Source organism: Schaalia sp. ZJ405 (assembly GCF_011038885.2).
Taxonomy (GTDB): Bacteria; Actinomycetota; Actinomycetes; order Actinomycetales; family Actinomycetaceae; genus Pauljensenia.
This window is the reverse complement of the sequence record NZ_CP064952.1, coordinates 351,424-363,762: the sequence shown is the minus strand read 5'-3', so window position 1 is coordinate 363,762 and position 12,339 is coordinate 351,424. Positions and strand designations below refer to the sequence as shown.

At 58.9% G+C, this 12,339-nt stretch carries 10 protein-coding genes; 4 read left to right on the top strand and 6 right to left on the bottom strand.

Features of this window, described 5'->3' with window-relative positions; all coding sequences use genetic code 11:
- Positions 1 to 141: 141 nt before the first annotated feature.
- The 3 genes from G7Y41_RS01520 to G7Y41_RS01510 form a co-directional block, all read right to left on the bottom strand.
- Complete coding sequence (locus G7Y41_RS01520) at positions 142 to 3,054, bottom strand: CAP domain-containing protein (protein ID WP_196819530.1); 2,913 nt, start codon at positions 3,052 to 3,054, stop codon at positions 142 to 144.
- A 298-nt stretch (positions 3,055 to 3,352) separates the two neighbouring features.
- Complete coding sequence (locus tag G7Y41_RS01515) at positions 3,353 to 3,451, bottom strand: 30S ribosomal protein bS22 (RefSeq protein WP_003792170.1); 99 nt, start codon at positions 3,449 to 3,451, stop codon at positions 3,353 to 3,355.
- Between the two features lie 88 nt (positions 3,452 to 3,539).
- Positions 3,540 to 3,758 (bottom strand): helix-turn-helix domain-containing protein, encoded by a 219-nt coding sequence (locus tag G7Y41_RS01510; protein WP_165217413.1) that lies wholly within the window; start codon positions 3,756 to 3,758, stop codon positions 3,540 to 3,542.
- Positions 3,759 to 4,043: 285 nt separating this feature from the next.
- On the opposite strand from G7Y41_RS01510, the gene G7Y41_RS01505 reads away from it, so the two are divergent.
- The 4 genes from G7Y41_RS01505 to disA all read left to right on the top strand — a co-directional run bounded on the left by G7Y41_RS01505 (position 4,044) and on the right by disA (position 8,936).
- A complete protein-coding gene (locus G7Y41_RS01505; protein ID WP_196819529.1) occupies positions 4,044 to 5,585 on the top strand; it encodes a TrkH family potassium uptake protein in 1,542 nt (513 codons plus the stop codon).
- Positions 5,586 to 5,679: 94 nt separating this feature from the next.
- Complete coding sequence (locus G7Y41_RS01500; RefSeq protein WP_165217408.1) at positions 5,680 to 6,351, top strand: potassium channel family protein; 672 nt, start codon at positions 5,680 to 5,682, stop codon at positions 6,349 to 6,351.
- 60 nt (positions 6,352 to 6,411) lie between these two features.
- Positions 6,412 to 7,815, top strand: a complete 1,404-nt coding sequence (gene radA / locus G7Y41_RS01495; protein ID WP_165316156.1) for a DNA repair protein RadA — start codon at positions 6,412 to 6,414, stop codon at positions 7,813 to 7,815.
- A 50-nt stretch (positions 7,816 to 7,865) separates the two neighbouring features.
- Positions 7,866 to 8,936 (top strand): DNA integrity scanning diadenylate cyclase DisA, encoded by a 1,071-nt coding sequence (gene disA, locus G7Y41_RS01490; RefSeq protein WP_165217404.1) that lies wholly within the window; start codon positions 7,866 to 7,868, stop codon positions 8,934 to 8,936.
- Between the two features lie 56 nt (positions 8,937 to 8,992).
- Here disA and G7Y41_RS01485 read toward each other — a convergent pair whose 3' ends face one another.
- From G7Y41_RS01485 to folK, 3 genes are read right to left on the bottom strand one after another with little or no spacing between them, the layout of a single operon-like run.
- Positions 8,993 to 9,793, bottom strand: coding sequence for a hypothetical protein (locus G7Y41_RS01485; protein WP_165316155.1), 801 nt, complete (start codon positions 9,791 to 9,793; stop codon positions 8,993 to 8,995).
- Positions 9,794 to 9,805: 12 nt separating this feature from the next.
- A complete protein-coding gene (locus tag G7Y41_RS01480; protein ID WP_165316154.1) occupies positions 9,806 to 10,291 on the bottom strand; it encodes a DUF3180 family protein in 486 nt (161 codons plus the stop codon).
- On the bottom strand, positions 10,288 to 12,336 hold the full coding sequence (gene folK / locus G7Y41_RS01475) for a 2-amino-4-hydroxy-6-hydroxymethyldihydropteridine diphosphokinase (protein ID WP_231367383.1): 2,049 nt from the start codon (positions 12,334 to 12,336) through the stop codon (positions 10,288 to 10,290). The genes G7Y41_RS01480 and folK overlap by 4 nt, the downstream gene beginning before the upstream one ends.
- Between the last annotated feature and the right edge of the window lie 3 nt (positions 12,337 to 12,339).

Here is a 12,339-nt window from a genome sequence, read left to right as displayed (position 1 = left end):
TGAGCAGGGGGCAAAAGTGTGGCGCGCACCCTGCGTGTGTGGGGTGCGCGCCACGGTGTTGTCAGTGAGTGAATTCGTGTTGCTGTCCCCCTTGTTCACGGTCTAGCGATCAGCGAGACCGTAAACAAGAGGGGCTTTTGGTTAGCGGCGGCGGATTCTCATGATGGCTCCGGATGCGAGGAACGCGATGGCAGCAGCGCCGGCGATGATGAGATCCGATGAGTCAACTCCCGTAGCAGCAAGACCCGTGGAGCTCTTTCCTACCAGCGTCTTTCCTGCACCACGAGCCACCTTGCTCTTGCCTTTGCCTTTGTCCTTGTGCTCAGCTGCGCCCATATTGGCACCGTTATTCTCGGCTTTGCCAGGCTTATCAGCATCACCAGGTGTGGGCATGCCAGAATCCCCGGGCTTAGGCATGCCCGTGTCACCAGGCTTAGGCATGCCAGTGTCACCGGGTGTGGTGTCACCGGGTGTGGGCGTTTCGGTGTTGCCGGGTGTGGGCGTGGGTGTTTCGGGGTGTGTGGCGGTGTATGCGGCAAGAACAGCCATGTAGTAGGTGGTGGCTTCTTCTGCTACTGCTTTGGCTTTGACCCACACCTGGCGTGCAGCTTCGGCTTGCTTGCTGTGCTGGCCGTGCAGGCGGCTTGCTTCCTCAAGATCAGCCTGAGCGCGCGCAACAACTTCACGTGTGTTGGCGTAGTCTTCTCGACTGGCCAACAACCGACGATACGCCTCCTTGGCCACAGCCACCTTGTCTGCGAGGACGCCAACACGGGCTGTCGCCTCATCATAAGCCCGCTGAGCAACACTACGTTGGGCAGCGGTCTGCTCAGCAGCAGCCCTGGCCGTATCGAGACCTGCCTGGGCATCGGTGAGTGTGCGTTGAGCTTCATCGCGAGCCACCTGAGCGGTGGTTTTCTCGGCTTGCGCGGCTTGAAGATCACGACGAGCCTGATCCACACCTTCAGTTGCCGCAACAGCTTCGTCATAGGCCTGCTTGGCCACCTGGGCTTTCTGGCTGGCCGTGGCAAATGCTGTGTTCTTCTCATCAGCTTCACGCTGGGCTGCTTCCAGGCGGGTTGTGGCCTCGGTGAGCTTCTCGTTGGCCTGGGTGGCAGCTGCGGTGGCATCCCTTAACGCCTCATCAGCATTCGCTTTAACAACCCTGGCATCCTCAAGCCTCTCAGTAGCAGCATCAACAGCCTGCTCCTTCCAATGAACACCAGCCTCTGCCGCATTCAGCCTCTTCTGCGCCGCCGCAAGAGCCGCAGCCCTATCGCCCTGTCTCAGAGCTTCAAGATACTCAAGATACCCTTGAGCACCGTCGAGTTCCCCATTCGCGTTCGCGTATTTTGTCATTGCTTCGGCGTACTTTTTACCATCCGCCCGTGTGTCGAACTCGTCGTAATAGGTCATGAATGCTTCGTAGTACGCATCAACGTCATACGCCTCTTCGCCTGGACGCGCGTCGACTGAAAAAGCCACACCGGACGACGGCACTCCTACTCCACGGTTAATCTGTGCGCAACCGATGACCCCGTAGTTGGCATTGATCAGTTTTTTGTAGTGTTCGATCTGAGCATACGGGTAGTCCTTCAGATAGTCGTCCCAGGTCTTACCAGCAGGAACATACTCAGTGGTGAACCGATCAAAGTGCTCTTTTTCCCAGTCGAACCATTCTCCCGTGCCAACGGGGACATATAAGACGCTGTCCAGACCATATTCCTGATATCTCTCGTTTACAATATCCGAATCCACCCCGTCATGGGGCTTCAGCGTGCCATACTCTTCCGAATATCCACTGGCTCTCATCTGGGCAATAGCCATGAGACGGTCAGTGACCTTCAACGGCTTTAGACCCAAGGGAATGCGGTATTTCTCGTTCATTTTCTTAATCCGCATAATATCAGACTTCATCTGCCATAAACTGCTCGCCTCATCGAGGAATCCCAGATAGTTGTAGTCTGCAATGATTTCAGCAGCATCCATCGCTCCCCTATGAGCGAAGAAACCCCAGGAGGTGTAGACCCCCCACTCCTGCAGAGCAGTGTCGTAGGCTCTTCGTGCTTCGTCAACGGCTTGTTCTGCTGCTCTGAGTGTGTCTTCGTCTGGTACTGGTAGTGGTGGTGTTTCATCGCTGACGTTGTTGAGTTCGTCGTAGGCTTGTTGAGCCTCGGCTAGGGCTTGGTCTGCGGCGGTTTTTGCTGTGTTTGCGGCCTCGAGGTTTGCTGTTGCGGTGGCCAGGGTTGCAGCCGCGTCCTGGGCGTTGGATTCGGCTGTGTTCTTCGCCTCTCGCACCTCGTTGGCTGCCTGTTGGGCAGCATCCTTCGCTGTGTTTGCTGCCTCAAGAGCAACATCAGCGGCTTCCTTCGCCACACGCGCCCTGTCGGCCTCAGAAGACGCAGACCCAGCAGCGGTTTTCAGGTCGTCGACCTTGCCTTCAACCTCCTTCGCCTTATCAATCACCGCGGTTGCGGCAGCAATCCTCTCCTCCACACCCGCAAGGGCCTCAGCAGCAGCATCAGCATTCTTCTGCGCTTGATCAACACCAGCTTGAGCAGCGTCCCTTGCCACCACAGCAGCATCATCACTCTTAGCTGCCTCATCCAGCACGCCCTTAGCCTTGTTTTGAGCGCCTGTGGCGGGTGCAAGATCAGCCTGGGCAGCACCTACAGCATCAGAGGCTTTTGTGATGTCTTCATCACTGGGATTTGTAGCCTCACTGGCAGCAGCAGACGCCTTGTCATAAGCATCCTGAGCCCGAGCCTTCCCAGCCTCAGCCTCCTTCAGGTCCGCTTGTGCTTTGTTATAGGCATCCTCAGCACTAGCAGCCGTAGCAGACGCTGAGTCTGAGGCGGATTTTGCATCGTCAACCTCCCCTCGCGTAGGGACTGAGGGCACCGGCTGACCAGCCCGATCACCAACAGCAGCAGAACCCCCTTCGTCACCGGCAGGGGGAATAGCTTCTACAGCGTGCGCAATAGGCGCCCCAGCAAGAGAAACCAACACAGTCGCAGCAACCGCCACAGACACATTCTTCTTCGGAGTCTTCACTCGTCCAATTCCTTCCACAAGGCCAAACAGGACCGACCCCCCCCCGCCAGCGCCTACCCAGCACCACATGCGAACACACCACACACAGAAACCACAACGTCACGCTGCGCACAGAGGACCACCACCAGATTACCAAGTACCCGATTACAGCGAAACTCTATGTGCTCCGTAGATCACATGGCGGACAGGAGAAACAAGTGGGTGCCCGGATGAAAAATCCTCCAACTTTCCATCCGGACACCCAAACAGCGAGGGAAAAGACTTCGGGGCCCGGCCATGTGGCCAAGCCCCGAGGATGTCACTTCTTGTTGCGACGCTGGTGACGAGTCTTCCGCAGCAGCTTGCGGTGCTTCTTCTTCGCCATACGCTTGCGGCGCTTCTTAATGACGGAGCCCATGAGGTTCCTCCCTCGCAATCGATCGGTCGTTCGGCAGAGGTACTACCGTTTACGAAAAGCTGGCCCCTCAAGGGGCAACCCTGACATACTACCCGCCAAGACCCACTGCTTTGTCATCAGTGTGATCAGCAAGACCCAGATCAATCATTTGAGTCACCGCAGCCTGCGGAACGCGGAAGCTTTTGCCCACACGAATCGCCGGCATCTGACCCGAATGAATGAGGCGGTAAACAGTCATCTTGGAGACGCGCATGATGTCCGCAACTTCCATTACGGTCAAGAAGCGCGGAGCGGACTGCTGATCCATCGATGACTCCCTGGGGTCGGTCTATGCGCCACACTCCGCACAGAGGCGGCGACACACTACGTACTGCGACCATATTAGTGCCTTTGACCCCGCAAGCGGTAACTTTGCCCAAAAGTTCATGCGCGAGATCACGCAATTCACCATCGCACCGTCAAAACGCCCTATAGTGCAATGGAATCGGTGCGTTTGACCGGGCCTCACAGGCAGATGCCACCAAGATCGGCGGCAACGGTTGGGCACCCGTGAGGCACTCAACGACTCATGACAGATGCGAGGAGGTGAGCAATGGCGGCACAGCGCTCACGCAAACGACGACGGAAACACTCAATTTCCGGTCTTCCGACTCATCAGGCGCGACCAACCTCACAGTGGACCCCTGACGAATTCTCTGCAACACCACACCCCTCTCCCGTTATCAAAACGGTCCATGTTCATTCCCCCGACGCACTGGAAAATATCCGCACCACCCACACCCATCGCTTCAGAGAATGGTTCACGAAGCAAGCGCGCTACTCCCCCGCACGTCTTGCGCTGGCAATTTTCGCGCTCATTAACGTTGCCATCACCGCACTCCTATGCCTTCCTTTTGCCTCCGCCTCATCACGCTCCGCCCCCTTCGTTGACGTCGTCTTTACGGCGGTTTCCGCTGTGTGCGTCACCGGACTCACAACCGTTGACACCGCAACATACTGGTCCGTCTTCGGTCAGGCCGTGATCGCACTGGGAATCATGATCGGCGGCCTGGGCATCATGACTCTCGCGTCAATCCTCGGAATCGCCGTCTCGATGCATCTGGGGCTCACCCAACGTCTCCTCACCGCCCAAGAAACAAAATCAGATTCATTGGGGCAACTGTCCGGCCTGCTCAAAGCTGTTCTCGTGACATCGCTGAGCGCCGAAGGCATTCTCTTCCTCGTGTTCTTCCCCCGATTCATCACTCTGGGTGAACCCATTGGCAAAGCCGCGTGGGAAGCACTCTTCATGGCGATCTCCGTGTTTAACAACGCCGGTTTCGTCATCCTCGTCGGCGGATTAGCTCCGCACGCCTCCGACTGGTGGATGCTGCTCCCGATTGTTCTAGGAACAGCAATCGGCGCGGTCGGGTTCCCCGTCATGCAAGACCTCGCCGCCAGGTGGCGAACGCCGCAAAAGTGGGCGCTCCACACCAAACTCACCCTGTCGGTCTACCTGATCCTCACAGTCGTCGGTGCCGTCATGCTGGCATTAACTGAGTGGACGAACCCCGAGACCCTCGGAGGTCTTGACGACACTCCATCGAAAGTACTCAACGCGCTGCTGGCGGGCGTCAACTCCCGTTCCTCTGGCCTATCCACGCTAGATGTCGGCGTGATGAAACCACAGACCCACTTCGTCCAAGACATCCTGATGTTCATTGGCGGTGGCTCCGCGTCAACGGCCGGCGGAATCAAGGTCACAACATTCGCCGTACTCATTCTTGCGGGAGTTGCCGAAGCCCGAGGCGACCAAGATATCGAATCCTACGGCCGTCGTATTCCCCCATCGGTGGTTCGCCTGGCTGTGGCAGTGACGCTCATCGGCGTGGCAATGGTCTGCTTCGCCGTGGTCATCCTGCTGTTCCTCACGAACTATTCCCTCGATGTCATCTTATTTGAGTCCGTGTCAGCCTTCGCCACCGTCGGCCTCTCCACTGGGATCACTGCCACCCTGCCGGCAATGGCGAAGTATGTGCTCATTGCCCTGATGTTCGCCGGCCGTACCGGGTCGATGACCGTCGCCGCAGCCCTGGCGATCCGAGAGCGCTCCCGCGTGATCCGCATGCCCGAAGAGCGCCCGATCATCGGATAGGTTTTACGCCACCCGACTGAGAATGCACGGTCGTCCTCGTTAATGAACGTGGCGAGCCCAACCCAAGGCACAGGGGACGTGACAGAATAACCCTATGGCTGGTGAAGAAAAGGACCTCGCGTCGGGAACACTTGTGCTGGGGCTTGGGCGTTTCGGTGCCGCTGTGGCCGTCACCCTGGACAAGCTGGGATACGAAGTACTTGCCGTTGAGAAAAGTCCCTCACGAGTCCAGTCTTTTGCTGGACGATTCCCCCTGGTCGAGGCCGACGGCACATCGATGGAAGCGCTCGATCAGGTTGGCGCACGCGAGTTCCGATCCGCCGTTGTCGGGGTTGGTTCCTCGCTCGAAGCATCGGTGCTCATCACAGCGAACCTCGTTGATATCGGAATCTCGTCGATCTGGGCGAAAGCCATTTCCCGCGAACACGGGCGCATCCTCAAACGCATCGGCGCTCACCACGTTGTCTACCCCGAATTTGACGCCGGACAGCGCACCGCCCACCTCGTCGGCGGGCGAATGATTGACTACATCGAGATGGAAAAAGACGGCTTTGCAATCATGAAGCTGCGTCCGCCGAAAGAAACACACGGCTTCACGCTGGCCGACTTGGACCTGCGCGGACGCTACGGCGTCAACGTTCTGGCCGTTCAGCATCGCGGCCAACAGTTCGAGTATGCCACCGCCGATACACGCATCAACCCCGAAGACATTGTCATTGTTTCCGGGGATGCTCGGCTGCTTGAATACTTTGCGAATAGGCCGTAGCAGTCCACACCAGCACGCCGGTGAGCCGCAGATGCCTATGGGTGCCAGTACGGTTAAGTCATGGCGAAAGATAAGACCGAGTACCGGTGCTCCGAATGCGGCTGGACATCCCCGAAGTGGGTTGGCCAATGCCGGGAATGTCAGGCGTGGGGAACCCTTGAAGAATCGGGAACGCAACACGTCACGAACGTGCCGACCGCGATCACCCCTCGTCGCGCAGCGCAGCCGATTGGCTCCGTGGATTCGGGGCGCGCACAGTACCGTCCCACGGGCGTTGGCGAACTTGACCGCGTCCTGGGAGGAGGCATCGTTCCAGGTGCTGTCATTCTGCTGGCCGGTGAGCCCGGGATCGGCAAATCCACTCTTCTTCTTGATGTCGCAGCGCGGGCCGCTCAGGGAACGTCAACGCGTGGCGGCGCACTCACGCCAACCGCTTCACCCTCAGGTGATCCCGTTCTCTACATCACCGGTGAAGAGTCCTCGTCTCAGGTGAAATCTCGCGCAGATCGGATCGGCGCCCTATCCGATCGGCTATTCCTTGCCGATGACAATGATCTGGGGTCCATCCTGGGGCATATTGACGCCACACACCCCTCACTTCTCGTTGTCGATTCCATCCAGACCGTCCTCAGCGCAGATGTTGACGGCGGTGCAGGTGGGGTTGCTCAGGTTCGAGCCGTGACATCGGCGCTGATCCGGGTTGCAAAAGAACGCGATCTACCGGTCATTGTCGTTGGTCACGTCACAAAGGACGGCGGCATCGCAGGTCCGAGGGTTCTTGAGCACCTCGTTGATGTTGTCTGCCAATTTGAGGGCGAACGGCATGGGAGGCTCAGGCTCCTGCGCGCCGTGAAGAACCGCTACGGTCCCACGGACGAGGTCGGGTGCTTTGAGCTCATGGATACGGGAATCCGGGGTCTGCCCGACCCCTCTGGACTGTTCCTTTCACAAACCTCTGAGGATGTCCCCGGGTCATGCGTCACCGTGTCCCTCGAAGGACGCCGTCCGATGCCCACAGAAATCCAAGCACTTGTCACGGAAGCGGGGGCAGCAAATGGGCGACGAACAACGTCGGGAGTCGATCATTCCCGTGTCGCCATGATCCTCGCGGTCCTTCAGGCACGACTGGGTGTTGACTTCACCAGCAAAGATGTCTACGTGTCCACCGTCGGAGGGGCGAAGACCTCCGAACCAGCCGTTGACCTAGCGATGGCCGTCGCACTCATGTCCTCTGTTTTAGAGCGAGCACCGCGTGCAAAGCTCGTGGCGATGGGGGAAATCGGGCTGACAGGGGAAGTACGTTCATCCACCGGAATTCAGCGACGTCTCCAGGAAGCTGCGCGGCTCGGATTCACTACCGCAATCGTTCCCGCTCAGGGCTCAGAAGAGATTCGCCCAGTCAAAGGCATCGACATTCTCACCGTATCCGACCTCAATACCACGATGAGAGTCGCGCTGCCCTAAACTTAGGCGCATCACGATCTCATCGTTAGAGATCAAGAAAGGGACCATTCATGACCGCCGACGCTGCGTCATTGCGCGAGGCCCTCCAGGCCGTCGCCCCCGGGACCGCCCTGCGCGAGGGTCTCGAAAGGATTCAGCGGTCACACACGGGTGCCCTCATCGTCATGGGATACTCCCCCGAAGTTGAAGCCATCTGCTCGGGAGGTTTTGACCTCAACGTCCCCTTCACCGCTTCGCGCCTGCGCGAATTGTGCAAGATGGATGGGGCGGTCGTTATCGACACCGACTCGTGGCGTATCGTCAAAGCGAACGTTCAGCTTCTCCCCGACGCTTCGATCCTCACAGATGAGTCCGGGATGCGTCACCGCACCGCTCAGCGCACCGCACGGCAACTGCATCTTCCGGTTCTTTCCCTATCCGCGTCCATGCGAATGATTTCCATTTACGTTGGGGAATACCACCGTTTTGTCGAGGAACCCGAAGTGCTGCTGTCACGTGCAAACCTCGCGGTGAACACTCTTGACAGGTATTCACAGCGGCTCGATGAGGTACTCCAAACCCTCACCGTTCTTGAAATGCGCGACTCTGCGTCTGTGCGTGACGTTGCCACGGTGATTCAGCGAATGGAAATGATTCGTCGGATCACCGCGGAAATTAACGGTTATCTTGAGGAACTCGGTTCCGGAGGTCGCCTCCTTGCCCTTCAGGTTGACGACCTTGTTCGCGGCTCCGCCTCCGAACGTGCTCTGGTGCTGCGCGACTACATCCGCGACTCCGCAGACGTTGCACGCGTTGAAAAAGAACTCACTGATCTCGGTGGAGATAAGCTCGTTGATCTCACGGCCATTGCCAATGTCCTTGGCCTCAATGTTTTCGAGGTTGCTGACCTTGACCGCGACATTCAGCCCCGCGGAATTCGCGCGCTCTCCCTGGTTCCACATCTGCCGTGGAGTGTGATTAAGAATGTGTCGGCGCACTGGCCAACTCTCGCTGAGTTGCGTTTGGCAACCCTCGAAGAACTTCAAGCACTTGAGGGAATCGGGCCATACCGAGCAAAACTCATCCATGAGAACCTTGAACACCAGGCCCAGATGGCGGCGAACGGCATCGTCGGCTGGTAGGAACGGGAGTGTCGCGCTCACTCACTCACCCTCGTCCTCGCCGCGCCAGCAATTTGTTACCCGTTGACCTCGAACCACTGCGGGGACCCAACGGTCTTCCCATCAAATGACAGCTGCGCCCAGTAAGTTCCCGCCTGCGCTATGGCCAGCCCACCGGCAGGAGCGTCACATCCGTTGACATACACCTTGCCGTCCCACGACACCGTTCCCTGCCATTCCTTATCGGGAGCAAGCAACAGCGCAGTAGCCTTGGGATCTCGCTCAGCACAGACCGAGGAATCGTAAACCACCTGGTCGCCCGAGTGAACTTCAACAGTGAGTGCCCCCAGGTAGGCAACACACGACACGTCGGAACGATTGAGCAGCTTCACTGACAGCGCCTCTCCTGCGCCCACAGTGGTTCCCGTGGCCGCTACCGACACGTCGAGGCTGCGCTGCGTGCACTGGGGAATATCAACGGAGTCGTCAGGGTTGAGCAATCCGTCAGCCGTTGCTTCCTGTCCTTGTGCCACAACGTATCCGTCTGAGGTTGCCGAATGACCAGACCCGGCTCCCGATTGAGAAGCAGACTGCGCACCGGACTGCATACCAGACTGGGCAGCGGCTTGCCTTTGAGACTCCTGGGCATTACCCGCTCCTGCGGTCAGTCGACCAACAAGGGCTACAACTGCCCAGACCACCACGGCAATGATCAGCAGGAGAGCCGTTCCCGTGATGATCCGTCGCGGCCAGAGATTCACCGGCCCCTGAGACGACGGACGCCCTGTCGTCCTCGATGACGACTGCCCTCGTCGCTGACGATACGCAGGACGGGCGCCACTCCCACGGGAGGCAGAATTACGCGTCGTCTTCCCCACGATAACAGCCCCCTATGCCGCCGAAACCGTTGAATTACGTTGATCGTCACCCGACTCCGTGTCATCGGAACCCAGAACGCACCAACGTTCAACAACTACCGAAATCACACACCACGAGAACGCCGCAAGACCCCCAAGGCCCGCCACCCACGCGTTATAGGTCATGGTCGCCGCGTCGATCCGCAGAAGAGAAGCACCGGCGATCCCCAGCAACGCTCCCCCAAAACCGGCTCCAGCCCACGCTGACGCGCGTGCCAACGCGGCGATTCGCATCGCAGCAAAAGCCGTCACCCACGTCCGTTTCCCATTGCGGTAGCGTCGAACATGAAAGCCCAACCACCAAATGAGTACATCAAGAACAAGGAACACCACACCCACCGCAGGAGCGATCAGAGGCGGAAATCCCCCGGTGATCACAACGATGGCAGACCCGCAGCCAACAAGAAGAGCCGCAACAACGGCAACGACGCTGAGCAGGACTACCCCCACGGGTTTCATTGATCAGGGTCCTTGTGCCGCGAAATCTCAACCTGACCCAGAGCCGTCGGCCGAATCACCGCTTTGCGGATAATTCCCGTCTGCGCGGTTTCGTCCTCGGACACCGGACCAATGGGTGTTCCCTGTGGGAGCATCGGATCAAGAATTGACCGCCGAACCGGCTGCGCTGGAGTACCTGCCGGCGCTTCACCTAAGGGCGCGGCATCCGGGTCGTCAAAGATCCTCACCGTATGATGAGCAAAATCCCACGACGGCAATTGCAAAGTGCCCTCGGAACCCTCATGCCCTTCATGCGCCTTTTCCTCGTCAAATACCGGCAGCCACCTGGGTCGGCGCTTCTCAGGTGTCAACGTCGTGGATTCTCCAGCATCCGAACGCGTCTCAGGTGCCACAGATTGGGGATGCTCCGACTCAGCAGAGCCCTTGCTCCCCGTGGTTCGCCGCTGGACTGACTGAGATTCACCGGAGACAGACGATTCACCGGGTGCCACAGCCCCCGCATCCACGCCGACGGGCGTTACGGAGGTATCGAAAGACCCCCCTGATGCGGCAGCCCCACCGGCATAGATCGCGCGCGGCTCAGCGGGTTGCGCAGTCAGCCCGACATCCTCACGCGCACCGGAGCGCTGAGAGGCGGTACCGGAGGCACCGGTATTCTCCGCTTTCCCCCGCTCACCGTCGGTGAGGAATACGGACGGAGTCCACGCCGGTTCCAGCGACGCAGGAGCTTTTTGGTAAACAACGGGTGCGGGTTCTTCACGAGCGTCACGGTCAGTGGCCGACGTCGTCCCCCACTTTTCCCACAGCCGACGCCACACGAGGTCATCTCCACCCTCGCCAGGCTCCAATCCCACTCTCGACGCTTCGGGAACGAGGTCGAGACGCGACTGCGCAACGAGCTGACCCGCGTGTGCAAGATGGGGAATCACCAGCGAATCGCCGGATTCCTCAACGTCCCCGTCATCAGCGATCTCATCCGCAACGTCATTGAGCACGGCATCGGACTCGGCAATCACCGACGACGGATCATCCAACCAGCCCTCAACGGCATCTCGGATTCCCTCCCGGTCAGGCGTGAGTTCCAGCAGATCCTCGACCCTGCCTTTACCTTCAAGCTCAGCTTCCGGGTCAACAAGCAACCAGGGGGCGAGGACGAATGCGCGCTGACGAACCCGCGGATGCGGAAGCGTCAACTCCGGATCAATCTGCGTAACGCCTTCGTACTGAATAATGTCGATGTCGAGAGTGCGAGGACCCCATTTTTCCTGCCGAATCCGGCCGTGCGCGGCCTCGATCCTCTGGGTGACAGCAAGAAGATCACGGGGCTGCAAACGCGTTTTCACCAGGACAACCGCATTCCAGTAGTCGTTCTGTGCAGCCTGATCGGGACGCAAAACAGGCCGTGTCCGCAAAATCGGAGACACGTTCTCAACGTCAATTCCGCGCGTATCAATGAGATCAGAAATCGCCTGAGCAAGGATCGTCGGGGTATCTCCAAGGTTGCCGCCCAACGCAAGAACAGCCTGGCGTGCAGACTCTGCGGGGCTCTCAGGTCCGGTGATAAACACGGTCGTCGAGGTGGAAGAGGCCCGTTCATCAGTGCCGGGTGTGTGACCGCGAAGTGCGGCCTCGTCCTCGTCAATGACCGAAGCGAGGGTACCCACCGGGGTATCACCCCACACGGAACCCATGCGAACGGTGACGAACACGTCCTGGAAATGGTAGGGAATCGGGGCGTGCGGCTTATGGACAGTGACTTCCACGGCTTCGATGCGGTTGTGCGCAATGACGGCACGCGCAATCCGGTGAGCCAGCGTTTCGATGAGACGAACCGACGGGCCCGTGAGAATCGAAGAGACTTCGTCGGCGATATCGGCATACGACACGGTGTCTGCGATGTTGTCCGAACCGCTCCCCGCATCCGTTGCCACCCACATCGCCACGTCGACACTGAATGGCTGTGAGGACCGTTGTTCGTGTTCGAGCACCCCATGTACCCCTGGGGCGCTCAGGCCACGCAGGGTGATGACGTCGAGTTGCCTCATCAC

What these genes read in the sequence shown, in the direction of transcription:
- G7Y41_RS01510 (WP_165217413.1), bottom strand. Translation starts at nt 3,758, where the DNA reads ATGGATCAGCAGTCCGCTCCGCGCTTCTTGACCGTAATGGAAGTTGCG.
- folK (WP_231367383.1), bottom strand. Translation starts at nt 12,336, where the DNA reads ATGAGGCAACTCGACGTCATCACCCTGCGTGGCCTGAGCGCCCCAGGG.
- disA (WP_165217404.1), top strand. Translation starts at nt 7,866, where the DNA reads ATGACCGCCGACGCTGCGTCATTGCGCGAGGCCCTCCAGGCCGTCGCC.
- G7Y41_RS01505 (WP_196819529.1), top strand. Translation starts at nt 4,044, where the DNA reads ATGGCGGCACAGCGCTCACGCAAACGACGACGGAAACACTCAATTTCC.
- G7Y41_RS01480 (WP_165316154.1), bottom strand. Translation starts at nt 10,291, where the DNA reads ATGAAACCCGTGGGGGTAGTCCTGCTCAGCGTCGTTGCCGTTGTTGCG.
- G7Y41_RS01500 (WP_165217408.1), top strand. Translation starts at nt 5,680, where the DNA reads ATGGCTGGTGAAGAAAAGGACCTCGCGTCGGGAACACTTGTGCTGGGG.
- radA (WP_165316156.1), top strand. Translation starts at nt 6,412, where the DNA reads ATGGCGAAAGATAAGACCGAGTACCGGTGCTCCGAATGCGGCTGGACA.
- G7Y41_RS01515 (WP_003792170.1), bottom strand. Translation starts at nt 3,451, where the DNA reads ATGGGCTCCGTCATTAAGAAGCGCCGCAAGCGTATGGCGAAGAAGAAG.